Origin of the sequence: Noviherbaspirillum soli, from assembly GCF_015352955.1 — a bacterium.
Classification (GTDB): domain Bacteria; phylum Pseudomonadota; class Gammaproteobacteria; order Burkholderiales; family Burkholderiaceae_D; genus Noviherbaspirillum_A; species Noviherbaspirillum_A soli.
In genome coordinates, this window is sequence record NZ_JACYOX010000001.1 from 217,879 (window position 1) to 241,800 (window position 23,922).

The 23,922-nt window shown below is 66.5% G+C and carries 18 protein-coding genes; 12 read left to right on the forward strand and 6 right to left on the reverse strand.

Translation table 11 applies throughout. The features are described 5' to 3' along the window. Positions 1-117: 117 nt before the first annotated feature. On the reverse strand, positions 118-1,044 hold the full coding sequence (locus IGW04_RS00955) for an endonuclease (RefSeq protein ID WP_194711142.1): 927 nt from the start codon (positions 1,042-1,044) through the stop codon (positions 118-120). A gap of 234 nt (positions 1,045-1,278) precedes the next feature. On the opposite strand from IGW04_RS00955, the gene IGW04_RS00960 reads away from it, so the two are divergent. The 8 genes from IGW04_RS00960 to IGW04_RS00995 all read left to right on the forward strand — a co-directional run bounded on the left by IGW04_RS00960 (position 1,279) and on the right by IGW04_RS00995 (position 10,644). Further along, entirely contained in the window at positions 1,279-1,818 is a 540-nt protein-coding gene (locus IGW04_RS00960) for an acyloxyacyl hydrolase (protein ID WP_323744791.1), read from the forward strand. A gap of 248 nt (positions 1,819-2,066) precedes the next feature. Further along, positions 2,067-2,372 carry a DUF485 domain-containing protein gene (locus IGW04_RS00965; protein WP_194711143.1) on the forward strand — a complete coding sequence of 102 codons (306 nt, stop codon included), beginning with the start codon at positions 2,067-2,069 and terminating at the stop codon, positions 2,370-2,372. A gap of 47 nt (positions 2,373-2,419) precedes the next feature. After that, positions 2,420-4,060 (forward strand): cation acetate symporter, encoded by a 1,641-nt coding sequence (locus IGW04_RS00970; protein WP_407672018.1) that lies wholly within the window; start codon positions 2,420-2,422, stop codon positions 4,058-4,060. Positions 4,061-4,062: 2 nt separating this feature from the next. Then, positions 4,063-4,281, forward strand: a complete 219-nt coding sequence (locus tag IGW04_RS00975) for a hypothetical protein (RefSeq protein ID WP_194711145.1) — start codon at positions 4,063-4,065, stop codon at positions 4,279-4,281. Further along, a complete protein-coding gene (locus tag IGW04_RS00980; RefSeq protein WP_228526730.1) occupies positions 4,278-7,001 on the forward strand; it encodes a sensor histidine kinase in 2,724 nt (907 codons plus the stop codon). The genes IGW04_RS00975 and IGW04_RS00980 overlap by 4 nt, the downstream gene beginning before the upstream one ends. Next, positions 6,998-7,366, forward strand: coding sequence for a response regulator transcription factor (locus tag IGW04_RS00985; protein ID WP_194711146.1), 369 nt, complete (start codon positions 6,998-7,000; stop codon positions 7,364-7,366). The genes IGW04_RS00980 and IGW04_RS00985 overlap by 4 nt, the downstream gene beginning before the upstream one ends. Beyond that, positions 7,363-9,519: a 3'-5' exonuclease gene (locus IGW04_RS00990; RefSeq protein WP_323744792.1), complete on the forward strand. Its 2,157-nt coding sequence runs from the start codon at positions 7,363-7,365 to the stop codon at positions 9,517-9,519. Before IGW04_RS00985 ends, IGW04_RS00990 begins: the two co-directional genes overlap by 4 nt. A gap of 36 nt (positions 9,520-9,555) precedes the next feature. Continuing rightward, positions 9,556-10,644 carry a DUF294 nucleotidyltransferase-like domain-containing protein gene (locus IGW04_RS00995; protein WP_194711147.1) on the forward strand — a complete coding sequence of 363 codons (1,089 nt, stop codon included), beginning with the start codon at positions 9,556-9,558 and terminating at the stop codon, positions 10,642-10,644. A gap of 293 nt (positions 10,645-10,937) precedes the next feature. On the opposite strand, the gene IGW04_RS01000 is transcribed toward IGW04_RS00995, so the two are convergent. Both IGW04_RS01000 and IGW04_RS01005 read right to left on the reverse strand, forming a co-directional pair. Further along, positions 10,938-12,236, reverse strand: a complete 1,299-nt coding sequence (locus IGW04_RS01000; protein ID WP_194711148.1) for an NCS2 family permease — start codon at positions 12,234-12,236, stop codon at positions 10,938-10,940. Between the two features lie 196 nt (positions 12,237-12,432). Then, positions 12,433-12,696, reverse strand: a complete 264-nt coding sequence (locus IGW04_RS01005; RefSeq protein WP_194711149.1) for a hypothetical protein — start codon at positions 12,694-12,696, stop codon at positions 12,433-12,435. A gap of 214 nt (positions 12,697-12,910) precedes the next feature. Here IGW04_RS01005 and IGW04_RS01010 point away from each other — a divergent pair, with 214 nt between their 5' ends. Together IGW04_RS01010 and IGW04_RS01015 are read left to right on the forward strand one after the other, a co-directional pair. Then, positions 12,911-13,252 carry a hypothetical protein gene (locus tag IGW04_RS01010; RefSeq protein ID WP_194711150.1) on the forward strand — a complete coding sequence of 114 codons (342 nt, stop codon included), beginning with the start codon at positions 12,911-12,913 and terminating at the stop codon, positions 13,250-13,252. A 90-nt stretch (positions 13,253-13,342) separates the two neighbouring features. Then, positions 13,343-14,065 carry a Crp/Fnr family transcriptional regulator gene (locus IGW04_RS01015; protein WP_194711151.1) on the forward strand — a complete coding sequence of 241 codons (723 nt, stop codon included), beginning with the start codon at positions 13,343-13,345 and terminating at the stop codon, positions 14,063-14,065. Between the two features lie 351 nt (positions 14,066-14,416). On the opposite strand, the gene IGW04_RS01020 is transcribed toward IGW04_RS01015, so the two are convergent. The 3 genes from IGW04_RS01020 to IGW04_RS01030 all read right to left on the reverse strand — a co-directional run bounded on the left by IGW04_RS01020 (position 14,417) and on the right by IGW04_RS01030 (position 19,592). Further along, positions 14,417-16,834: a catalase gene (locus IGW04_RS01020; RefSeq protein WP_194711152.1), complete on the reverse strand. Its 2,418-nt coding sequence runs from the start codon at positions 16,832-16,834 to the stop codon at positions 14,417-14,419. A gap of 239 nt (positions 16,835-17,073) precedes the next feature. Beyond that, positions 17,074-18,963 carry a hybrid sensor histidine kinase/response regulator gene (locus tag IGW04_RS01025; RefSeq protein ID WP_194711153.1) on the reverse strand — a complete coding sequence of 630 codons (1,890 nt, stop codon included), beginning with the start codon at positions 18,961-18,963 and terminating at the stop codon, positions 17,074-17,076. Then, positions 18,963-19,592: a YfiR family protein gene (locus tag IGW04_RS01030; protein ID WP_194711154.1), complete on the reverse strand. Its 630-nt coding sequence runs from the start codon at positions 19,590-19,592 to the stop codon at positions 18,963-18,965. The genes IGW04_RS01025 and IGW04_RS01030 overlap by 1 nt, the downstream gene beginning before the upstream one ends. 358 nt (positions 19,593-19,950) lie before the next feature. Between IGW04_RS01030 and IGW04_RS01035 the strand changes: the two genes are divergently transcribed. Together IGW04_RS01035 and IGW04_RS01040 are read left to right on the forward strand one after the other, a co-directional pair. Beyond that, positions 19,951-23,085, forward strand: a complete 3,135-nt coding sequence (locus IGW04_RS01035; RefSeq protein ID WP_194711155.1) for a response regulator — start codon at positions 19,951-19,953, stop codon at positions 23,083-23,085. A gap of 12 nt (positions 23,086-23,097) precedes the next feature. Continuing rightward, positions 23,098-23,922 (forward strand): CheR family methyltransferase, encoded by an 825-nt coding sequence (locus IGW04_RS01040; protein WP_194711156.1) that lies wholly within the window; start codon positions 23,098-23,100, stop codon positions 23,920-23,922.

The window sequence follows — 23,922 nt, forward strand, 5'->3', positions numbered from 1 at the left end:
AGGGCATATTTGACTTGGCATTACCCCATGCCGGTACGGCACTGTCTTAAAACAATGCCGCTTTGTGGCAGGAACGTTTTCAGCAGCATGTTTTATCTATCTGTCAGCCGCTTTACCCTAAAGCGAATGTTGGCAGCTCGCGGGTTCAAAGCGCACCGCGCCACCACTCACCGTGCAATGCACCAGTTCCATCGCGCCACCCAATAGCGGCGCCGCCAGGATCTTGTAGGTGTCGATGTCCACCAGCCGCGCTAGTTCCTGCCCCTTGGCGGCCAGGCGCCGGCGGCGGCCGTCGAGCGAACCGAGATAGGCCCAGTGGTCCACCACATGCACCTGGCGCAGGCCGGCGCCGCGCTCGACGATGCCCACCGCGCCTGGAAAAGGCCACACCGCCTGCTGCATGCCGGCCAGCGCCCCGCGCAGCCGCGCCGCATGGGCCGCGGCGGTTTCGGTGCCGATGCAGGCGCCATTGCAACGGCCGAGCTGGCGGGAAAAGCAGCCGCGCTTGCCGACCTGGTTTTCCAGGCCAAGCAGCGCCGGGCACAGGCCATGCCGTCGCGCCAGCGCCCGCAGACCTTCCAGCGCCGAGGCGCGTGAACCAAACAGGCCGTAAAGCATGCGTCCCGGCGCCTGCTCGCCCGAGCCGCGGATCACCGGCTGCGCCGCGCCTTCGTCCAGCGCCAGCGCGTAGGTGTCGCGCACCATGCGCAGCAGCGCATTGTAGGCCGGCTGCATCTGCTTGATCAGGCGCGATTCCAGCAGCAGCGCGCCGACCTCGCCCGCCGTGCGCTCGAATTCCACCCGCACCGTGTCGCGCAACATGGCCGCTTCCTCCGGCGTGCGCAGGTGCGCCAGCACCCGGCTGCGCAGGCAGACGCTCTTGCCGATATACACCGGCCAGCCGTCATGGCCAATGAAGCGGTATACGCCCGGCAGACGCGGCAAGGCGTCAAGGCTGGCGCGATCGATATGGTCGGGATAGCAGAAACCGGAGGCTGGGCTGGGCCTCAGGATGAGGCCAACGGAAGAAACGCGGGAACGCATGACGGCAGTAAGGAAAACGGCAGATCGGCCGGGCATTATGCCACCGGCGCATCGATGCCGCCGGCCGCCGGCATGAAAAAAGGCAAGTCTCCCTTGCCTCCTTGTCATCCGCCAAGCGTCAAAGGTCGAACTGATCAAGCTTTGGACCAAATTGCCATGCAAAAATAACAATGTTGATGCAGTGCGCCAACGAAAACCAAGAAGAATTCCCGCCGCTTCCCCATGGAGATGCATGTGAAACGATCGCCGATTGCCTGCCTCTGCGGCCTCGCCCTGTCTTGCGCCGTGCTGCCAGCCCATGCCGTTGACGGCATCTCGTTCGAAGCAGGCACTGGCAGCCATGTCCAGTTCGCGCGCGGCAGCCTGATGTGGAATTTCCAGAAGGCGCTGCATGAATCCGAAAACCTCGTCATCAACGGCTACTGGAACCTGGACCTGGCCCACTGGCGTGGCACCCGCTACAAGAACCAGCCAGGACAGCACCAGAACCTGAACGAGATCGGCATCACGCCAATGTTCCGTTTCCAGAAGCCGGGCAGCAAGTTCTATGGCGAGGCCGGCATCGGCGCACACCTTCTGTCGGAGCTGTACAACAACAGCGACAACCGGCTTTCCACGGCCTTCGAATTCGGCAGCAAGCTCGGCATCGGCTATATCTTCAGCCCGCGCGCCAGCGTCGGCCTGTCGATCCAGCACTACTCCAATGGCGGTATCAAGCACCCCAACAGCGGCGTTGATTTCGTTTCGATGAAGGTCAGCTACTTCTTTCCCTGAGCGCGCGACGCAGCACATCAAATTCCCGCATCCGCCCAGCCAGCGAAAGCTTTCGTGCGTCGCTGATCGCCCACATTCAGCAAGTTTTGCGACAGGTCAAATACATCAGGCTGTCCGGCCTTTAGCTTGAAGCAAGGCGCCTGCATTCATCGCCTGCCTGCCCGACCGGGCGGGCCTCCATGTCATTTCCGCAGCGGCCGGCCCCGGCCCCATGCCGGGTCCGGCGCTGCCAAGACGAAGGAATAAAAATGGAAGATGATCTCGTTCAACGCATCAAGGCAAACCCCGAGTACCACAGGCTGGTGGCGCGCCGCTCCCGCTATGGCTGGACGCTCGCCGTGATCATGCTGGTGGTCTATTACGGCTACATCCTGCTGATCGCCTTCAACCGCGACTTCCTCTCGACCCGGATGGGCGCGGGCGTAATGACCTGGGGCATACCGATCGGCCTGTTCGTGATCTTCTTTACCGTGGTGATCACCGGCATCTACGTGCGGCGCGCCAATGGCGAGTTCGACGAACTGACCGCCAGCATCCGGGAGAAGGCCTTATGAGCCGCGCCACTCGCCCCACTCGCGCCACTCGTTCCATTCAGGCCGCCATGGCGGCGCTGCTGGCACTGGCCGGCAGCCAGGCCCTGGCCGCCGGCGACGCGCTCGGACAGACCGTCAAGCAGCCCACCAACTGGACCGCGATCGCCATGTTCGCGGTGTTCGTGGTGTTCACCCTGTTCATCACGAAATGGGCGGCGGCCAAGACCAAGTCCGCCGCCGATTTCTATACGGCCGGGGGCGGCATCACCGGCTTCCAGAACGGGCTGGCCATTGCCGGCGACTTCATGTCGGCCGCTTCCTTCCTCGGCATCTCGGCGGCGGTGTACCTGAACGGCTATGACGGCCTTATCTATTCGATCGGCTTCCTGGTCGGCTGGCCGGTGCTGACCTTCCTGATGGCCGAACGCCTGCGCAACCTGGGCCGCTTCACCTTTGCCGACGTGGCGGCCTATCGCTTCGAGCAGACGCCGATACGGCTGTTCGCCGCGGCCGGCACGCTGGTGGTGGTGGCCTTCTACCTGATTGCCCAGATGGTCGGCGCCGGCCAGCTGATCAAGCTGCTGTTCGGGCTGGAATACTGGATCGCGGTGGTGATCGTCGGCACCCTGATGATGATCTACGTGCTGTTCGGCGGCATGACGGCAACCACGTGGGTGCAGATCATCAAGGCCATCATGCTGCTGGGCGGCGCCACCTTCATGGTCTTCATGGTGCTGTGGCAGTTCAACTTCAGCCCGGAGGCGCTGTTTGCCAGGGCGGTCGAGGTGCATCCCAAGCAGCAGTCCATCATGGGGCCGGGCGGCTTCATCAAGGACCCGATCTCGGCCATTTCCTTCGGCATGGCGCTGATGTTCGGCACCGCCGGCCTGCCGCACATCCTGATGCGCTTCTTCACCGTCCCCAGCGCCAAGGAAGCGCGCAAGTCGGTGTTCTGGGCCACCACCTGGATCGCCTACTTCTACCTGCTGACCTTCATCATCGGCTTCGGCGCCATCGTGCTGGTTTCCACCAACCCGGTGTTCAAGGACGCGGCCGGCAAGCTGCTGGGCGGCGACAACATGGCGGCCGTGCACCTGGCCACCGCGGTCGGCGGCAATGTCTTCCTCGGCTTCATCTCCGCCGTCGCCTTCGCCACCATCCTGGCCGTGGTGGCTGGCCTCACGCTGTCGGGCGCCTCAGCCGTGTCGCACGACCTGTACTCGGTGGTGATCAAGAAAGGCACCGCCACCAGCCAGGACGAGCTGCGGGTGTCGCGCGTGACCACCGTGGCGCTGGGCCTGATCGCGGTGGTGCTGGGTATCGTGTTCGAGAAGCAGAACATCGCCTTCATGGTGTCGCTGGCCTTCGCCGTGGCTGCCTCGGCCACCTTCCCGGTGCTGTTTATGTCGGTGCTGTGGAAGAACTGCACCACCCGCGGCGCGGCGCTGGGCGGCTTCGTCGGGCTGATCACCGCCGTGGTGCTGACGGTGCTGTCGAAGTCGGTCTGGGTGGACGTGTTCCACAACAAGGACGCTATCTTTCCCTACACTTCGCCGGCGCTGTTCTCGATGACCGCGGGCTTTGCCGGCATCTGGCTGTTCTCGCTGATGGACAACAGCGAGCGGGCGCGGCGCGACCGGGCCGGCTTCGAGGCCCAGACCGTGCGCTCGGAGACCGGCATCGGCGCGGCCGGCGCGTCGGGACACTGAGCATGGCGCGGCCAAGCCTCTGCGCGGAGCGGCTCCTGGCCCTGTTCGCGGCGGGCTGGCTGCTGCTGAACTATCCGTTCCTGGCCCTGTTCGGCCGGCTTGGCGCGGTGGCCGGCATCCCGGCGCTGTACCTGTATCTGTTCGTCGCGTGGGCCCTGCTGATCGCCGGCATCGCGCTGGTGCTGGGACCGGGGCGCGACGCCGACGACGGGCAGGCATGAACGGCATGCTGGGCGGCTGGCAGATCGCTATTGCGTCTGCCTGCTACCTCGGCCTGCTGTTTGCGATCGCCTTCCATGCCGACCGCCGCGCCGCGGCCGGCAACAGCCTGATCGGCCATCCCGCAGTCTATGCGCTGTCGCTGGCGGTATATGCCAGCAGCTGGACCTTCTACGGCAGCGTCGGGCGGGCCGCGGCCGACGGCATCGGCTTCCTGCCGGTGTACCTGGGGCCGACGCTGATGGCGGCGCTGTGGTGGATCGTGCTGCGCAAGATGATCGTGGTCAGCAAGGCCAACCGGATCACCTCGATCGCCGACTTCATCGCCTCGCGCTACGGCAAGAGCGCGCTGCTGGGCGGACTGGCCACGCTGGTGGCCGTGGTCGGCATCGTGCCGTATATCGCGCTGCAGCTGAAGGCGGTCTCCGCCAGCCTGGCGCTGCTGCAGAGTTTTCCCGGGCCGCTGCCGGCGGCCGGGCCGGTGTGGAGCGATGCCGGGCTGCATGTGGCGCTGCTGCTGGCTGCCTTCACCATCCTGTTCGGCGCGCGCCATCTGGACGCGGCCGAGCGGCATGAAGGCATGGTGGCGGCGGTGGCCTTCGAATCCGTGGTCAAGCTGTGCGCCTTCCTGGCTGTTGGCCTGTATGTCAGCTATGGCATGTACGACGGCCTGGGCGCGCTGTTCGCGCGGGCCGCCGAACTGCCGGCGCTGCAGGCCCTGACCCTGCCGGGCGCCGGCGCCAGCCAGGGCGGCTGGGCCTGGCTCACCCTGCTGTCGATGCTGTCGATCCTGCTGCTGCCGCGCCAGTTCCAGATCGCGGTGGTGGAAAACGTCAGCGTGCAGCATGTCAGGAGCGCCAGCTGGCTGCTGCCGCTGTACCTGCTGGCGATCAACCTGTTCGTGCTGCCGATCGCCTTCGCCGGCCTGATGCGTTTTCCCGAGGCGCATGCCAATGCCGACCTGTTCGTGCTCACGCTGCCGCTCGCCGAGCGCCAGCCTGCGCTGGCGCTGCTGGTCTTCATCGGCGGCCTGTCGGCCGCCACCGGCATGGTGATCGTCGAAACCACCGCGCTCGCCACCATGGTGTGCAACGACCTCGTGATGCCGCTGCTGCTGCGGCTGGGCTTCTTCCGGCTGGCAGCGCATGCCGACCTGAGCGCGATGCTGCTGGGCATACGGCGGGTGGCGATCGTGGCACTGATGGCGCTCGGCTACGCCTATTCGCGCGCCGCCGGCGAAGCGTATGCGCTGATGGCGATCGGACTGATCTCCTTTGCCGCGGTGGCCCAGTTCGCGCCGGCGGTGCTGGGCGGCCTCTACTGGCGACGTGGCAACCGCAACGGCGCGCTGCTGGGCCTGGCGGCCGGCTTCCTGGTCTGGCTCTACACCCTGCTCCTCCCTTCCTTCGCCCGCTCCGGTTGGCTGCCCGCCAGCTTCCTCGACCCCGGCCCGTATGGCCAGACCTGGTTGCGGCCCTATGCCCTGTTTGGCCTGGAAGGCATGGACCCGGTGTCGCATGCGATGTTCTGGAGCATGCTGGTGAACTGCCTGGCCTATGCCGGCGTGTCGCTGCTCACACGTCCGGATGCGCTCGGCCAGGTACAGGCGCGCCGCTTCGTCGACCCGACGCAGGGCGGCCCATCGGCCTGGCATGGCGCGGCGCCGGCCGAAGCGATGCTGGCCGTGGTTGGCCGCATCCTGGGGCCGGCGGCCGCGCAGAACCTGCGCCGCCAGCATCCGCAGGCCTCGCCCGGCATGCTGATGCACGAGGCCGAGATGGCGCTGGCCGGGGCGATGGGCGCCGCATCGGCCCGCGTGATGGCCCGCTCGGCGCTGCAGCAGGAAAGCCTGGCCGCCGACGACATGCTGGCCCTGCTCGACGAAAGCGCGCAGGCCATCGCCCACAGCCGGGAACTGGAGCAGAAGTCGGCCGAACTGGAGCGCGCTTCGGCCGAGCTGCGGGCGGCCAACCAGCGGCTCACCGAACTGGACCGGATGAAGGATGACTTCCTCTCCACCGTGACCCATGAACTGCGCACGCCGCTGACCTCGATACGGGCGTTTTCCGAAATCCTGCGCGACCATCCCGACCTGCCGGCGCAGAAGCGCGCCGCCTATCTCGACATCATCATCCGCGAAAGCGAGCGCCTCACCCGCCTGATCAACGATGTACTGGACCTGGCCAAGCTCGACGCCGGCCGCGCCGAATGGCATGCCGAGGCGCTCGACCTGGCGCAGGTGGTGCGCGACGCGCTGGAAGCGGGCGGCCAGCTGCTGCGCGATAAAGGCATTGCGCTGGATGCGGACCTGCCGACGGCGCCGCCGCCAGTGCGCGCCGACCGCGACCGGCTGATGCAGGTGATGCTCAACCTGCTGTCGAACGCGGCCAAGTTCTGCAGCCCGCAGACCGGCCGCATCGCAGTAGTGCTGCGCCGGGAAGGCGATGCATTGCGGGTGACGGTCAGCGACAACGGTCCCGGCGTGCGCCCCGAAGACCGGGAAATCATCTTCGACAAGTTCCGCCAGGGCGGCGACACCCTGACCGGCAAGCCGCAGGGGACCGGCCTTGGCCTGCCCATCAGCCGCCGCATCGTCAGCCATTTCGGCGGCAGGCTGTGGCTGGAAGATGCGCCGGGCGGCGGCGCCCGGTTCATCTTCACGCTGCCGCTGGACACCGCGCCGCAGACAACGCCGGCAAGCCCGCTGGAGAGCCCACCATGAGCGCAAGAATCCTGATCGTCGACGATGAACCGAACATCGTGCTGTCGCTGGAGTTCCTGATGGAACAGGCCGGCTTCGAGGTGGCCGTGGCGGAGGATGGCGAGGCGGCGCTGGCGCAGCTGGCTGCCTTCCGGCCGGACCTGGTCCTGCTGGACATCATGCTGCCCAGGCTGAACGGTTACGAGGTCTGCCAGCGCATCCGCGCCAACCCGGACTGGGCTCGCATCAAGGTCGTGATGCTGTCGGCCAAGGGCCGCGAACTGGAAGTCAGCAAGGGCCTGGCGCTGGGTGCAAACGCCTACGTGACCAAGCCGTTTTCCACGCGCGAGCTGATCGCGCTGGTGCACAGCCTGCTGGCGCAGTGACGGCAACCATGGCCGCGCCCGGCATCCCACCTCTGCAGCGGCGTTACCTGCTCATGCTGGCGCTGCTGTTTGCCGCCCAGCTCGGCATCGTCGCTGCCGTGCTGCTGCTGGCCGGGCTGGACATGGATGGCATCCAGCGCGCGGCCTTCCATCAGACCCTGGGCCAGCAGGCCGGCATGCTGGCCGTGGCCGCGCTGATGCTGCTTCTGCTGCTGGCGCTGGCATTGAAGCGGGTCTTCGATCGCTGGCTGGCGCCCCTGGCCCGGCTGGCCGAGGAAGCCGCGCTGCTGCAGTCCAATCCCGCCCACCGCAGCGACATCGAGGGCGCGCCGCCGGTGCGGGAACTGGCGGGCCGCTTCAATGCGCTGGCGAGACAGCTGCAGGCGCTGCAGCAGGAAAGCCGTGACCGCGTCGACAGCGCGCTGCGTTCATTGGCGCAGGAACGCAACCGCCTGGCCGCGCTGATGGCCGACCTGGCGCTGGGCGTGGTGATGTGCAACCTGGAAGGCCGCATCCTGCTCTATAACAGCCATGCCAGCGCGCTGCTGGACAATGGCGACGGCGCCGCGCCCGGCCTGGGCCGCTCTGTCTTCGGGCTGATCGAGCGCGGCCTGATCGTGCATGCGCTCGAACAGCTGCAGCACAGGCTGCAGGACCGCCGGGCCGGCGAAGCGACGCCTGTGCTGCATGAACTGCCGCGCGCGGCATTCGTGGCCGGCATGCCGGATGGCCGCATGATGCGCATGCAGATCGCGCCGGTGCTCGACGATGCGCAGGCGCTGTCGGGCTTCGTGCTCACCGTGGACGACATCAGCCGGCAGGCGCAGGCGCAGGACCGCGATGCGGCGCTTCTGGAGCGCCTGCTGCGGCAGGCGCGCGCCGGCGTTGCCAATATCCGCGCCGCTGCCGAAACGCTGGGCGCCTATGCCGACATGCCCGCGGAACGGCGCGGGCGTTTCATCGCGGCCATCGAGGAAGAGTCGCAGGCGCTCGCCGCCGCCATCGGTGAGGCGACCACGCAGCGCGAGGACGAGGCGTCGCGCAGCTGGCATCTGGAGGAAATGCGCGGCGACGACCTGCTGGCCCTGCTGCAGCGCAGGCTGGAAGGCCGTTCGCTGCAACTGAGTTCGCAGTCCCTGTGCGAACCGGCGCCTTGGCTGCAGGTCGACAGCTATGCGCTGACGCAGGCGCTGGCCCGGCTGGGCGCTGCCATCCTGCGCGAATGCGCCACCGGCCCGCTAGTGCTGCAACTGGGCGCCGACGGCCGGCTGGCCTGGCTGGAATATGTCTGGCAGGGCCACGCGCCGTCGCCGGCGCTGCTGCGCCGGTGGGAGGAGGAAGCGCCGGACGGCGGCGCCAGCCTGCAGTCGGTGGCACAGCGCCATGGCGGCGAAACCATGCTGCTCGACCAGGGAGGCAGGCTGCGCTGGCGCCTGCTGCTGCCTGCCCTGCTTGCCGGCGCGGCCCTGCCGCTGCCGCGGCCGAAGCCGTCGCGCCCCGAGTTCTATGACTTCGACCTGTTCGGCCAGGCCGGCCAGAATGCGGCGCTGGACGCCACGCCGCTGTCGCGCCTGTCCTGCACCGTGTTCGACACCGAGACCACGGGCCTGGACCCGGGCGGCGGCGACGACATCATCGCCATCGGCGCGCTGCGCATCGTCAACGGCCGCCTGCTGCGGCAGGAGCAGTTCGAACGGCTTGTGCGGCCGCGCCGGCCTGTCTCGCCGGCGTCGTTTGCAGTGCATGGCATCAGCGACGACATGCTGCGGCACCAGCCGGGCAGCGTGGAAGTGCTGGCGCAGTTCCATCGCTTCGTGGAAGACACGGTGCTGGTGGCGCACAACGCCGCATTCGACCTGCGCTTCCTGCGCATGCGGGAAGCCGAGGCCGGCGTCACCTTCGACCAGCCGGTGCTCGATACCCTGCTGCTGTCGCAGGCGCTGCATCCGAACCAGGCCGAGCACAGCCTGGAAGCCATCGCCGCCCGGCTCGGCGTGGCCGTGGTCGGCCGCCATACCGCCCTGGGCGACGCCATCGTGACGGCCGACGTGTTTCTGCGCATGCTGCCGCTGCTGGCCGAAGCCGGCATTGCCACGCTGGGCCAGGCGCGCGAGGCGGCGCGGCATACCCGCTATGCCCGGATCAACTATTGACGATCGAGGCAGCAACCTTCGGCGGAACTCAGGACGATGCAATCCACCGTGACCCCTTCCCGTTTTCCTTCACGTTTCATGCCGGATCTCCGGCGCCTGCTGCGCGACATTTCCCGCGCCGACCATGCCGGCCTGCGCCGCGCGGCCGATGCCGCCCGCGCGCTGGAGCATGGCCGGGCGCAGAGCGCACCGGCCGCCGCCCTGACCCGCGTGATTTCCGCCGTGTCGGACGCGCTGACCCGGCGCGCCATCGCGCTGGCCAGTGCCGACCTGCCGCCACCCGCCGCGCGCTGGTGCTGGATCGCGCTGGGCAGCGAGGGCCGCCAGGAGCAGACCTTCGTGTCCGACCAGGACAATGGCATCGTGTTCGACGACAGCGCCGATCCCGACACGCTGCGGCGGCATCTGTTGCCGCTGGCGCGGCGCGTCAATCAGCTGCTGGACGAATGCGGCTTTGCCCTTTGCCCCGGCGGCATCATGGCCGGGAACCCGGAATGCTGCCTGTCTCTGCATGAATGGCGCGAACGCTTCGACGGCTGGATCAGCGAGGGCGATCCGCTGGCGCTGCTCAATGCCACGATTTTCTTCGACCTGCGGCCGCTTGACGGCGACCTGGCGCTGGCGCGCGCGCTGTCGGCATGGACCGTCCGCCGTGCCGCGGACAATCAGCGCTTCCTGTTCCAGATGGCCGACAACGCGCTGCGCCGCCGTCCGCCGCTGGGCCTGCTGCATCGCTTCGCGCCGGAAAAGTCAGGGCCGCATGCAGGCACCATCGACCTCAAGCACAATGCCGCCGCCCTGTATGTGGATGCGGCCCGGGTGCTGGGCCTGGCCTGCGGCGCCGACGCCTGCGGCACGGTGGGCCGGCTGCGCATGGCGGCGCAGCGGCAATTGCTGCATCCGGCCGAAGCGGCCGACTGGGAAGGCAGCTTTCACTTCATCGCGCTGCTGCGCCTGAGGCTGCAGCAGCAGCGCTACCTGCGCGGCGAGCCGATGGACAACCATCTGCGCCCCGACTCCCTGGAGGCTGGCGAGCGGCGCGCGCTGCTGCAAGCGCTGCGGGCGGCTGGGGCCATGCAGCAGCGGCTGTCGCAGCTGTTTCTTGGTGGTGGTTCGGGGCTGTAGCGTATCGTTGCGATTGCTGACGGTACCGCGTGGGGAAGATGGACTTCGCCGTGATCGACGGTCCGGTGGAATGCCCCTTCGGGGTATTCCACCCTACGTCAGCTACGGAGCCAGCGCAGCGTTTTCTTGGCCATGCGTCGCGGCTGTCGCGGATCGTTGCGATTGCTGACCTTACCTCGTAGGGTGGAATACCCGAAGGGCATTCCACCGTGGGCGCTTGCACGCGCAGGGAAGATGGACGTCGCCGTGGTCGACGGTCCGGTGGAATGCCCCTTCGGGGTATTCCACCCTTGTCAGCTACCGAGCCAGATCAGCTTGAACAGGAAGACCCCGGCGATGATCCAGACGATGACCTTGACCTCGCGCGCCCTGCCGGTCAGCAGCTTCAGCGCCGCATAGGTGATGAAGCCGAATGCCACGCCCTCGGCGATGGAGAAGGTGAAGGGCATGGTTAGCGCGGTCACCGCGGCCGGCACGCTCTCGGTGGTGTCGGTCCAGTCGACATGCACCAGGTCCTGCAGCATCAGGCAGGCAACGTAGAGCAGCGCCGGCGCAGTGGCATAGGCCGGTACCACGCCGGCCAGCGGCGCGAAGAACAGGCACAGCAGGAACAGCGCGGCCACGGCCACCGCCGTCAGGCCGGTGCGGCCGCCGGCCTGCACGCCGGCGGCGCTTTCCACATAGGCCGTGGTGCTGGAGGTGCCCAGGAAGGAACCGGCGACGATGGCGGTGCTGTCGGCCAGCAGCGCCTTGTTCAGGCGTTCCATCTTGCCGTTCTTCAGCAGGCCGGCGCGGTTGGCCACGCCCATCAGCGTGCCGGTGGCGTCGAACAGCTCGACCAGGAAAAACACCAGCACCACATTCAGGATGCCGAAGGAAAGGATGCCCATGATGTCGAGCTTGAACAGGGTCGGCGTCATCGACGGCGGCATCGACACCACGCCGCCGAACTTGTTATCTGCAAACACAAAGCTCAGCAGGGTCACGGCCAGGATGCCGATCAGGATGGCGCCGCGCACCCGCAGCCGGTCCAGCGCCACGATCAGCAGGAAGCCGACCACGGCCAGCACGGCCGATGGCTTGTGCAGGTCGCCCAGGCCGACCAGCGTGGCCGGATTGGCCACCACGATGCCGGCGCTCTTCAGCGAAATCAGGCCGAGGAACAGGCCGATGCCGACGGTGATGGCGGTGCGCATCGATGGCGGGATGCCGTTGACGATCTGCTCCCGCAGGCGGAACACGCTGACCAGGATGAACAGGCAGCCGGAGATGAACACCGCACCCAGCGCGGCCTGCCAGGAGATCTTCATGCCCAGCACGACGGTATAGGCGAAATAGGCATTGAGCCCCATGCCGGGCGCCAGCGCCATCGGGTAGTTGGCATACAGGCCCATGATCAGCGTGCCCAGCGCGGCGGCCAGGCAGGTGGCGACGAACACCGCGTCCTTGGGCATGCCGGCGTCGCCCAGGATGGCCGGATTGACGAACACGATGTAGGCCATGGTCAGGAAGGTGGTCAGCCCGGCCAGCAGCTCGGTGCGCACGTCGGTGCCGTTTTCCTTCAGTTTGAAATAGTTTTCCAGCAGCGCCACGGCGGTCTCCAGGTCTGATTGTTGTGGCCCGGCGGATCAGCAACGCGGGCATCTTCGGATGGCCACGACGATAGCGCACCGGAGCCCCCGCCATATTGCGGCACAGCGATATTGGGTATGCGTTTTCAGTGATAACGGGTATCACCGGAACCAATGATGCGCAGCGCTCCCTTCCGCCGCGGCGGGCGGGATCGGATCAGGCCTGGCCGCCGGTGGCGCGGGCGAGCTTGACGTTGAGGACGAAGTTTTCCAGCGTCAGCTTGGCGATCGAGGACACCACGATGTAGTCGCGCTCGCGGTCCGGCATGGGGCGGATGTTTTCCTCGTAGTGCCCGACCACGGAAGACGCGATCAGGCGGGTGGCGTCTTCCTCGTCGATGTTGAGCATGCCCCAGTCGATCGGGTCGGCAAGCTCGATTTCCCTGATCAGTTCCTCCACTGTCTTCAAGTCGATGGCCATTGCTTTCCTTTCAGTGAAGCAGCGGCGGATGCCGTCGCTGCTTCATCTTACCCGCCGCCGGCGCATGCCGGAACCGATGCCGCGGCCAGACCGATGGCGGCGGGATAGATTCAGAACAGGGTCCATGCATTTTTTGGACTGCGCGAGGGGAATCCCGGTGTCGGGACATGGTCCAACGATTATGTTTATGAAAGTTTATGAAAGGAAAAAAACGATGAAAAAAGACCAGGAACCGCCAATGCCGGATGACAAGAGCACGATTTCCAGCAGTGGCGGCGAGAAGAGCGTGCGCGAGACCGGGACCCGGCCTTTCACCGTCGACCTGACCAAGCCGGACGGCAAGGAGCAGGTGCCGCTGCAGCCCAACGACCGTGACGAGGTGCCGGGCGGCACCCAGTCCAGCGGCCCGCGGGAAGTGATGAAGCAGGCTTACAAGGACGTGGAACAGGGCCAGGTCGATACCGACCTGCGCGAACAGCGCGGCGTCGAGGCGACAGTGGACAAGCCTTTCACGCCGGCGGAAAACATGCCGCAGAAGAAGCACGGGCGTACCTGAGTCGCGCTCCAGGAACGGCAGGCACGGCGCCTGCCCTGCCCTTGCGGCAATGCCTGTTGTTCATCCAACCTAGCCGGACGATACATTGCCATGGACATACCCACTTCGCCCGATGCCTGCGCCAACCATCTGCTTGCGCGGCTGTCAAAGTCGGAATACGCGAGTCTGTATCCGCACCTCGAGTGGATTCCCTGCCCGCTGAAGGCGACCTTCTATCAGCGCGACCAGCCTATCGACCACGTCTACTTTCCGCTCAGCGGCGAGCATTCGGTGCTGGCCATCATGGAGAACGGCACCGCGGTGGAAGTCGGCACCGTGGGCAATGAGGGCTTTTCGCCGGTGGATATCCTGACCGGCAGTGAACAATCGCTGGAGACGGTCACCTGCCAGATCGCCGGCGATGCGCTGAAAATGCCGATCGCGCCATTCCTGGCGGCGATCGAGGCCAATACCGGATTGCGCAACCTGGTCTTCAGTTACCTGCGGGCCTATATGGCGCAGATAAGCCAGTCGGTCGCCTGCAATCGCCTGCATACCATCGAGGAGCGCTTCGCCAAGTGGCTGCTGATGAATCATGACCGGGTTCCCGGCGACGAGATCCACATTACCCAGGAATTCCTGGCCGATATGCTCGGCGTGCACCGCCCGAGCGTCAGCCTGATTGCCCGGCAGTTCCAGCAGCTCGGGCTGATCAAGTACAGCCGGGGACTGGTGACCATCCTGGACCGGCCGGGCATCGAGGATGTCTGCTGCGAATGCTATGGCGTGGTCAGGAAGCAGTTCGAGCGGGCGCTGGGCGTCGGGCGCGCCTAGCGCATTTCCGCAAATCGTAGGGTGCAATACCCGAAGGGCATTGCACCGCGCTCGCATACCGCAAATGTCATTGTCGAAGACCTTCCATGGTCCACGAATGGTGGAATGCCCCTCCGGGGTATTCCACCCTACGGCTGTCCGCCGTGGCGGTTTTCGATCTGGTTGGCAGACCAAATCGATAGTTGCATTTTTAATGGGGCGCATAGCGTCTCATCGACCCGCCTGTTTTCGTGCGGCTGGGTCGGCAAGCGTCGCACCCGGATTGCTTATATGTGAAAAACCCCGTCGCGGACATGCCGTGACGGGGTTGCGGTTCATCGAACCGTGCGTGACTGGCGCTTGCGTTCTGCCCTACACCTTGGGCGCATTCACATCGCGCTTGGCCTGCCGATATCCCGCCAGCGCGGTCTTGAACTGCGCGAAGGCGGCGTCGGCGCCGCTTGCCTCGGCCAGGATCAGCGCATCATCCGCGCCGCCATCCGGCAGGCTGGACGGAATGCCGGCCTGCTGCAGCAAGGCCGACGCCCCGCCCAGCATCAGCATCGGCTTGCCGTGCCGGTACTGGTCGCGCAGGAAGTCCATCACATCGGGATCGCCCTTCCAGCCCTCGATGGCCGTCTCGCCCGATGGCACGATGACGGCGTCGTACAGCACCGCCGGCATGGCTTCCACCGAGACCTCGACATTTAGCGCATCGCCATCGACCGGCATCACCTGTCCAAGCAGAGGCCCGACCAGGCGCGGCACCGCGCCCTCGGTCAACAAGGCGGTGTAGAGACTGCGTATCGCCGACGCCTCGACGCCATTGGCCACCAGGAGCGCCACCCGACGGGTCTTGATGCTGCCGTCGCCCGGGAAGTGGGTGATCGACAGCGACGGCGACGGCGCGTAGGTCGGCAGCGCATGCGTTGCCAGCACCGGCGCGGCTTGCGGCAACGGAATGCCGATGCCGTCCGCCACGCCCTGCGCCAGCTCGTCGGCCACGTTCATCAGCAGCGATACCACCCGCTGCCGCACTGCCAGCGTCTGCACCCTGGTCAGCTCGAAGCGGAAGGCCTTGATGATGTGCTGCTTTTCGAAGGTGGTCTGGCTCTGCCAGAACAGCCGGGCCTGCGAATAGTGGTCGGCGAACAGTGCGGCCTTGCCGCGCACCTTGTCTTCAGCGATGTGCTCCGGAAAGCTGGTGAAACCGGCGCCATAGCCCGCCTGCGCCGGCGACCCGCCCGCCAGCGAATTGGGCTCGTACGCCACGCGGCCGCGATGGATGGCCTGGCGATGATGGCCGTCGCGCTGGTTGTTGTGCACCGGCGCCACCGGCGAGTTGATCGGAATCTCGTGGAAATTCACGCCGCCCAGGCGGGTGATCTGGGTGTCGAGATAGGAATGGATGCGGCCATGCAGCAGCGGGTCGTTGCTGAAGTCGATGCCCGGCACCACGTGCGCCACGCAGAAGGCCACCTGCTCGGTCTCGGCGAAGAAGTTGTCCGGGTTGCGGTTCAGCACCATCTTGCCCACCGGGGTCAGCGGCACCAGTTCCTCCGGAATGAGCTTGGTGGAGTCCAGGACGTCGAAGCCGAATCCGTCGGCTTCCTGCTCGGTGAAGACCTGCAGCGCCAGTTCATATTCCGGGAAAGCGCCGGCTTCGATCGCTTCCCACAGGTCGCGGCGATGGAAGTCGGGGTCCGCGCCGGAAATCTTGACCGCCTCTTCCCATACCAGCGAGCGGGTGCCGGCGATCGGCGTCCAGTGGAATTTCACGAACACCGACTGGCCCTCCGCATTCACCATCCGATAGGTATGCACGCCAAAGCCCTGCATCATGCGGTAGCTGCGCGGGATGGCCCGGTCGGACATCTGCCACAGCATCATGTGCGTGCTTTCCGGCGACAGCGAGGCGAAGTCCCAGAAGGTGTCATGCGCGCTGGCGGCTTGCGGTATGCCGTTATTCGGCTCGGGCTTGACCGCATGGACCAGGTCCGGGAACTTCATCGCATCCTGGATGAAGAATACCGGCATGTTGTTGCCCACCAGGTCCCAGTTGCCTTCATCGGTATAGAACTTCACGGCGAAGCCGCGCACGTCGCGCGCGGTGTCGGTCGAGCCGCGCTCGCCGGCCACCGTCGAAAAGCGCACGAACACCGGGGTCTGCTTGCCGGCCTTGGCCAGCAGCGAGGCCCGGGTGATCTTCGAGAAATCGTCGTAGGCCTCGAAGTAGCCGTGGGCGGCCGAGCCGCGGGCATGCACCACCCGCTCGGGGATGCGCTCATGATCGAAGTGGGTGATCTTCTCGCGCAGGATGAAGTCCTCAAGCGCGGTCGGCCCGCGCAGGCCGATCTTCAGCGAGTGCTGGTTGTCGGCAATCGGCACGCCCTGGTTGGTGGTTAGGATCTGGCCAGTCGAATCGGTGCGTACCCGGTCCAGCGGGTCCGCCACCGGGCTTTCGCCTTGCGGTGGCACGCCCTTGCCGACCTTGTCCGACGCCTGGTTTTCCGATGTGGTGCTGGCGCCCGCCAACGCGCTGGGCGGCGTGACGGTGACGCCGGCCGCCGGCTTGCGCGCCGCTTCGCCATATTCGCTGCCCTTGGTCGGGTTCTGGGGCATTTCAGCCGCCAGCGCCTGGCTGGCCGTCATTTTCTCCAGCAGGCGCTCCTTCTGCCTCTCCTTGCTCTGCAAGGTCTGCGGCGCAGTGCCGGTCGATGGCGCCGACACCGTGGCGAGGATGGAACCCGCGCCTTCGTCTGCGCCCTTCTTGTTCTTCTTTGTTGCCATGATGATTGCCTCGTAGGTAAGCGTCCCGCGCCTGCCTGTAAGCGGCAGCGGGAACGGAAATGGGTTGAGGAGGAAGTCGACGGGTCCGGGCGGCCGTCATTCAGGCTGGAATTGCAAAGGACTGGCTGCCGGGATCGAACCCATGCACCCTATCAGCCGCCCGCGCTGCGGCTGATAGGCGCATTTCCGATAGCGTTGTAGGAAGAGCGGAAGGCTTGCGCGGGATCAAATGCGGCAGGTCAGCCGGCCGGCTGGCGTTGCCACTGGCGGGCCAGCACTTCGCGGATCAGCGCGGGCTCCACCGGCTTGACTAGATGGTGGTCGAAGCCGGCCTCCTGCGCCTGCTGGCGGTCGCGCTCCTGGCCCCAGCCGGTCACCGCGACCAGCACCGTGCCGCTGGTAGCCGGGTTGGCCCGCAAGGCGCGCGCCAGCGCATAGCCGTTCAGGCCAGGCAGGCCGATGTCGAGGAAGGCGAAGTCGGGCTGGAACGACGGCGCCGCTTCCAGCGCGCGCAGGCCGTCCGCCGCGACCAGCAATTCATGGCCCAGGCCCTGCAGCAGGGTAGCCAGGCTGTTGGCGAAGTCGGTGTTGTCGTCGGCCAGCAGGATCCGGAAGCGCTGCGCCGGCGCTGCATCGGGCGCGCTGGCGCCCTCTTCCGGCGCTGCCGCCGCAGCCAGCGGCAGGGTGGCGACGAAGGCGCTGCCCTTGTCGGTGCCGTCGCTGAAGGCTTCCAGCGTGCCCTCGTGCAGTTCCACCAGGCGCCGCGCCAGCGTCAGGCCCACGCCCAGTCCGGCATTGGAGCGCTCCAGCGAGTAATCGACCTGGGTGAACATGTCGAAGATGCGGGTCAGCATCGCCGGCGACAGGCCGATGCCGTTGTCGACCACCTTCACCACCGCGCGCCCGTTGTCCACGCTCGCCTGAAGCCGTATCGCGCCGCCGGAGTTGGTGTACTTGGCCGCATTGTTGAGCAGGTTGGAAAACACCTGCGACAGCCGGGTGGCGTCGGCTTCCAGCCAGACCGGCTCGGCGGGCAATTTCACATCCAGGGTATGGCCGCGGCTCTGGATGAAGGGCTCGGCAAGTTCCACCGCGCTCCTGATTACCTGCTGCAGCTGCACCGGGCTGCGCCGCACCATCAGCTTGCCGGTGGTGATGCGGGACACATCCAGCAGGTCGTCCACCAGCCGCACCATCTGCCGCAACTGCCGCTCCATCACCTCGCGCGAGCGGTCGGCCAGCGCCGGATTGGCGCCGGCAATACGCAGGATTTCCAGCCCGTTCATCAGCGGCGCCAGCGGATTGCGCAGCTCGTGCGCCAGCGTCGCCAGGAATTCATCCTTGCGCCGGTCCGCCACCCGCAGCGCCTGCTCGGCGCTGCGGCGCTCGGCGGTTTCATGCTCCAGCACGCGGTTCGACTGTTCCAGCGCGGCCGCGCGCTGCCCGACCTCGTCGAGCATGTCGTTGAAGGCGTCCACCAGCACGCCGATCTCGTCGTTGGTGGTCTTCTTCACCCGCAGCGAGAAGTCGCGGCGCTGCATGACTTCACGGGCCACGGTGGTCACCGCCAGGATCGGACGGATGAAGGCTGCCTGCAGCCACAGGGAAATCATTCCGGCCAGCGCCAGGCTGCCGGCCATCACCGAGCCGAGGATGACGGCATAGTTGCGCAGACGGTCCATCAGCTCGTAGCGGGCGCGCAGGTAGACCGTCAGCACCAGCTCGTGGTTGGCGACGAGTTGCTGGTACACCACGATGTGCTCGCCATCGATGTGGTAGCCGGCCGCTTGCGCCACCGGCGGCACGACGCTGCGTTCCCGGTTACGGGCATAGGAAGCGAACAGCTTGCCGCCGGGGCCGTAGATGGCGGCTGCGACGATGGCCGGCCGGGTCTTGAGCAGGGCCAGGTTTTCGGTGGCGGCCTTGGGATCGTTGAAGGTCAGCGCCGGCGCGCTGGAGCGGGCGATCAGGTCGGCCTGGGTGCGCAGGTCGTCCAGCCAGGCCGACTGGTAGGTGCGGATGTCATAGGCCAGCATCGCCAGCGCCGAGAGGAAGAGCCCGGTAAAGGTGGTGGCCAGCACCACCAGCATCAGTTTCCGGGTGATCGACCTGCTGAAGAATTCCGGCATCAGTTCGAGCCCGGCTGCACGATGGCGACCGACATCAGCCGCGAACTGAGCTTGAAGTCGCCGCGCTCGGCGGCCGCGTTCGACACTTCAAAGCGCAGCCTGCCATCCGTATGGCGGAAACTGATCACGCCCGCGGCCTGCTCGTCGGTGACGGTCACGGTCCAGCGCTGCGGCACCTGGGCCAGCAGGCTTTCCACCTGCTCGGTGTCGCCGGGCCCGATATAGAGCAGATGGATATCCTGGAGACTCTCTCCCGGGCGGACGCGCCGTATCGTCACTGGCCGGTTGTTGACGTTGCGGCCGACGGTCGACAGCAGCAGTTCCGCCGCGACCGACTCGGCGTTGACCACGCCGATCACCAGAGGCGAGTCGGCCAGCGCAAAGGCGCGCGACGGCCATTCGATATAGCCGAGGAAGCTGTACAGGTAGCCGGCGCGCGCGCCGGCATCCTGCTGGCTCAGTTCGCCGGGCGGCGCCGCTTCCGCGCCGGACAGCGCAATGGCCAGGACCAGCGTCGATGCGACCGCAAGCAGTGGCGCCGCGCCACGCGCCAGCAGGCGGCCGATCGCGCGCGAGCATCGGTAAAACAGGTGATCAACCAGGGAATCGCTTGAGGAACAGGCGGGCATTCAATCTTTCCAATCAGTGTCGTCCCGCCATGCTGCGCGAAACGATTGCCTTCTGGCGTAAAGCCGCAAGAGCCAGCGGCGCATCTGCCGCCGTGGCCGGCCGAAGCCTGGCATGCGTTTTCGGAAAGACCGAAGCATCTCATGCGGAAGGCCCGTTTGCAAAGCCGGGAAACCGATAGTATAGAGCGTCGAAAAACTTTCCATCGATCAAACCCCGGAACGGATGTTGCAGTTGGCAAATGTTTGCGCGCACGCGTGATCACCCGCTTCCGCAGCGCATATAATCCGGGTCAATTTTATTGCCAGCATGACACCATTTCCGGCAACCGCCCATCGAGACATCCCGACTGCTTCTTCCATGCCATCCAGCGCCAGGTCCCCTCTTCCCTTCTATGCCGCCATCGTCGCCCTGAGCGGGGTGATTTTCGCGGTCGACACCCAGACCCGCGTCGGTTACGCGGAATGGCTGCTGTATCTCATCCCCGTGGTGCTGACCCTGTTCCAGAAGCGTCCGCTTGCGCCGTTCTACGTGGTCGGCGGCCAGATCGTACTGATGGTGGCCGGCTTCGTGCTGTCGCCGGACGGCATCGATACCCAGATCGGCGCGATCAACCGCTTCATGGGTTTCGTGGTGCTGCTCTGCATCGCCTACCTGGTGCGCAAGGTGATCATTGAGCGCAATCGCGCGCAGAAGCTGATCTGGCTTCAGCAGGGCGATGGCGAACTGTCCAACAGCATGCTGGGCGAACTGGACGTGAACCAGCTCGGCGACAAGATCCTGCACACCCTGTGCCGCTATCTCGATGCCCAGGTGGCGCTGCTGTACCGGGTCGAGGCCGGCCTGCTGGTGCCGACCGCCTCCTACGCCGGCGTGCGCGCGCTTTCGGAGCTGCCCTGCCTGACGATGGGCCAGGGACTGGCGGGCGAGGCCGCGCGCAAGGGCGACATCGTGGTGCTGTCCAACCTGCCCGAGGACTATCTTCGGGTGACGTCGGGCATAGGCGATTCCAGGCTGTCGCGGCTGCTGATCGTGCCGGCCAGCGCCGACGGCAAGCTGCAGGGCGTGCTGGAAATCGGCTTCCTGCGGCCGGGCGCCGACATCGAGGCCGCGCGCGAACTGCTGCAGATGACAGGCGAAGGCATCGGCGTGGCGATCCGGTCGGCGATGTACCGCCAGCATCTGGCTGACCTGCTGGAGGAAACCCGGCGCCAGAGCGAGGAGCTGCAGGTGCAGCAGGAGGAATTGCGCCAGTCCAACGAGGAACTGGAGCAGCAGAGCGGCATCCTGCGCAAGTCGCAGGCGCAGCTGGAACAGCAGCAGGCCGACCTGGAGCAGGCCAATTCCCAGCTGGAGGAACGCACCCAGCGCCTGGAATTGCAGAAGGCGCGGCTGGTCGAAGTGCAGAGAAACATGGAGGCAAGCGCGGCCGAACTGGAACGCGCCAACCAGTACAAGTCGGAATTCCTGGCCAACATGTCTCATGAGCTGCGCACGCCGCTGAACAGTTCGCTGATCCTGTCGCAGATCCTGGCGGACAACCGGCCCGGCACCCTGACCGCCGAGCAGGTGCGCTATGCCCAGACCATCCATGCATCCAACAATGACCTGCTGGCGCTGATCAACGACATCCTGGACCTGTCCAAGATCGAGGCCGGCCACATGGAAGTGCGGCCGCAGACGGTGGCCATGTCCGCGCTGATCGACCCGCTGCGCCGGCTGTTCGAGCCGGTCGCCAGGGAGAAAGGCCTGGCGTTCGAGGTGCGCATTGCCGACGACGCGCCCGCCAGCCTGGTCACGGACAGCCAGCGGCTGACCCAGGTGCTGCGCAACCTGCTGTCGAATGCCTTCAAGTTCACCAACCGGGGCGAGGTCGTGATGGAAGTCACGCACAGCGGCCGTAACGTCAGCTTCGCCGTGCGCGACAGCGGCATCGGCATTCCCGCCGAACAGCAGGAAGTGATCTTCGAAGCCTTCCGCCAGGCCGACGGCAGCACCAGCCGCGAATATGGCGGCACCGGCCTGGGGCTATCGATCTCGCGCCAGCTTGCCCGTCTGCTGGGCGGCGAGATCCGGGTGCAGAGCGCGGTCGGCCTGGGCAGCACCTTCACGCTGGAGGCGGCAGCCGAGCTGGCCGGCGCCGAAGCGTCCAAGGCCAGCCCCGCTGCCCAGGCGCCGCAGCGCGCCACGCCGCGTGCGGCAGTGCAGAACGGCGGCGCCAGCCTGCCGCCGCCGCAGCCGCGGGCATCGGCCGCATCGTCCCCGCCGGCGGAGACGGCCACAGCCGCCGGCATCAGCGACGACCGCGGCGGCCGCGGCCGCGAACGGCTGATCCTGGTGATCGAGGATGACCAGCGCTTCGCCACCATCCTGTACGACCTGGCGCACGAACTTGAGTTCGACTGCATCCATGCGGCCACCGGCGACGAGGGGTACCAGCTCGCGCGCGAGCATCAGCCCAGCGCGATCCTGCTCGATGTCGGCCTGCCCGACCAATCCGGACTGGGCGTGCTGGAACGCCTGAAGCGCGACCCCGACACCCGCCATATCCCGATCCACATGCTGTCGGTGGACGACCATACCCATACCTCGCTGGAAATGGGTGCGGTCGGCTTTGCGCTGAAGCCGGTGGCACGGGAGGGCCTGATCGCGGCGATCGAGCGCCTGGAGCAGAAGCTGCAGAAGGCCGCCCGCCGCATCCTGCTGGTGGAGGACAATGCGCCGCTGCGCGAAAACCTGGCGCTGCTGCTGTCGGGCGACGACATCGAGATCACCACCGCCGGCACCGTCGCCGAAGCGCTGCGCCAGGTATCGGAAACCACCTTCGACTGCATGGTGATGGACCTGATGCTGCCCGATGCATCCGGCTACCAGCTGCTGGAACAGATGGCGGCCGGCGGCAAGTATTCCTTTCCGCCCGTGATCGTCTACACCGGCCGCGCGCTGTCGGCCGAGGAGGAGCAGCGCCTGCGCCGCTATTCCCAGTCCATCATCATCAAGGGCGCGCGCTCGCCGGAGCGGCTGCTCGATGAAGTCACCCTGTTCCTGCACCGGGTGGAAGCCAGCCTGCCGCCCAACCAGCGCGAGCTGCTGCTGCAGGCGCGCCAGCGCGATGCCGCCTTCGAGGGCCGGCGCATCCTGATCGCCGAGGACGACGTGCGCAACATCTTCGCGCTGACCAGCATCCTGGAGCCGCTGGGCGCCCAGCTCGTGGTGACCCGCAACGGCCGCGAGGCGGTGGAAACGCTGGAGGCGCGGCGCGACATCGACCTGGTGCTGATGGACCTGATGATGCCGGAGATGGACGGCCTGGCGGCCACCCGGGCCATCCGCAAGATGCCCGAGCATGCGCGCCTGCCCATCATCGCGCTGACAGCCAAGGCCATGCGCGACGACCGCCAGCACTGCCTCGATGCCGGCGCCAACGACTACATCGCCAAGCCGATCGACGTCGACAAGCTGGTGTCGCTGTGCCGGGTCTGGATGCCACGCTGAACGGAGCAAGCCATGCCGCATGCCCTGACCACCTTCGACATCGAGCTCACGCTGCTGCTGGAGGGCGTGTACCAGAAATACCAGCACGACTTCCGCCACTACGCCCGCTCCTCGCTGCGCCGGCGCATACGCCAGGCGATGGAGCGTTTCGGCTGCCGCAGCGTGTCGCACCTGCAGGAAAGGGTGCTGCACGAGCCGGAAGTGTTCGCGCAGATGCTGCAGTACTTCACGGTGCAGGTCTCCGAGATGTTCCGCGACCCCGAGTATTTCCTGGCGCTGCGGCGACAGGTGATCCCGGTGCTGTCGACCTATCCGTCGATCCGCATCTGGGTGGCCGGCTGCAGCACCGGCGAGGAAGTCTGGTCGCTGGCCATCCTGCTGGCCGAGGAAGGCCTGCTGGAACGCAGCATCATCTACGCCACCGACATCAACCCGGAAGCGCTGAAGGCGGCCGAGGCCGGCATCTATGCGGTCGACCGCGTGGCCCAGTTCAGCCAGGCCTATCTGCGCGCCGGCGGCGCCCGGTCGCTGGCGGACTATTACACGGCCAGTGCCCACGGCGTGCTGCTGGACCGCTCGCTGCGGCGCGGCATCGTGTTCGCCGATCACAGCCTGGCCACCGACAGCGTCTTTTCCGAAGTCCATCTGGTATCCTGCCGCAATGTGCTGATCTACTTCGACCGGGAACTCCAGGATCGCGCGCTGAAGCTGTTCGACGAGGCGCTGATCCACCGGGGCTTTCTGGGCCTCGGCAGCCGAGAGACATTGCGCTTTACCAGCCAGGCCAGCCGCTACGCAGAGTTCTGCGCCAGCGAACGGATTTACCAGCGACTCTGA

What these genes read in the sequence shown, in the direction of transcription:
- IGW04_RS00955 (WP_194711142.1), bottom strand. Translation starts at nt 1,044, where the DNA reads ATGCGTTCCCGCGTTTCTTCCGTTGGCCTCATCCTGAGGCCCAGCCCA.
- IGW04_RS00965 (WP_194711143.1), top strand. Translation starts at nt 2,067, where the DNA reads ATGGAAGATGATCTCGTTCAACGCATCAAGGCAAACCCCGAGTACCAC.
- IGW04_RS00970 (WP_407672018.1), top strand. Translation starts at nt 2,420, where the DNA reads ATGGCGGCGCTGCTGGCACTGGCCGGCAGCCAGGCCCTGGCCGCCGGC.
- IGW04_RS00975 (WP_194711145.1), top strand. Translation starts at nt 4,063, where the DNA reads ATGGCGCGGCCAAGCCTCTGCGCGGAGCGGCTCCTGGCCCTGTTCGCG.
- IGW04_RS00980 (WP_228526730.1), top strand. Translation starts at nt 4,278, where the DNA reads ATGAACGGCATGCTGGGCGGCTGGCAGATCGCTATTGCGTCTGCCTGC.
- IGW04_RS00985 (WP_194711146.1), top strand. Translation starts at nt 6,998, where the DNA reads ATGAGCGCAAGAATCCTGATCGTCGACGATGAACCGAACATCGTGCTG.
- IGW04_RS00995 (WP_194711147.1), top strand. Translation starts at nt 9,556, where the DNA reads ATGCAATCCACCGTGACCCCTTCCCGTTTTCCTTCACGTTTCATGCCG.
- IGW04_RS01005 (WP_194711149.1), bottom strand. Translation starts at nt 12,696, where the DNA reads ATGGCCATCGACTTGAAGACAGTGGAGGAACTGATCAGGGAAATCGAG.
- IGW04_RS01010 (WP_194711150.1), top strand. Translation starts at nt 12,911, where the DNA reads ATGAAAAAAGACCAGGAACCGCCAATGCCGGATGACAAGAGCACGATT.
- IGW04_RS01015 (WP_194711151.1), top strand. Translation starts at nt 13,343, where the DNA reads ATGGACATACCCACTTCGCCCGATGCCTGCGCCAACCATCTGCTTGCG.
- IGW04_RS01020 (WP_194711152.1), bottom strand. Translation starts at nt 16,834, where the DNA reads ATGGCAACAAAGAAGAACAAGAAGGGCGCAGACGAAGGCGCGGGTTCC.
- IGW04_RS01025 (WP_194711153.1), bottom strand. Translation starts at nt 18,963, where the DNA reads ATGCCGGAATTCTTCAGCAGGTCGATCACCCGGAAACTGATGCTGGTG.
- IGW04_RS01030 (WP_194711154.1), bottom strand. Translation starts at nt 19,592, where the DNA reads ATGCCCGCCTGTTCCTCAAGCGATTCCCTGGTTGATCACCTGTTTTAC.
- IGW04_RS01035 (WP_194711155.1), top strand. Translation starts at nt 19,951, where the DNA reads ATGCCATCCAGCGCCAGGTCCCCTCTTCCCTTCTATGCCGCCATCGTC.
- IGW04_RS01040 (WP_194711156.1), top strand. Translation starts at nt 23,098, where the DNA reads ATGCCGCATGCCCTGACCACCTTCGACATCGAGCTCACGCTGCTGCTG.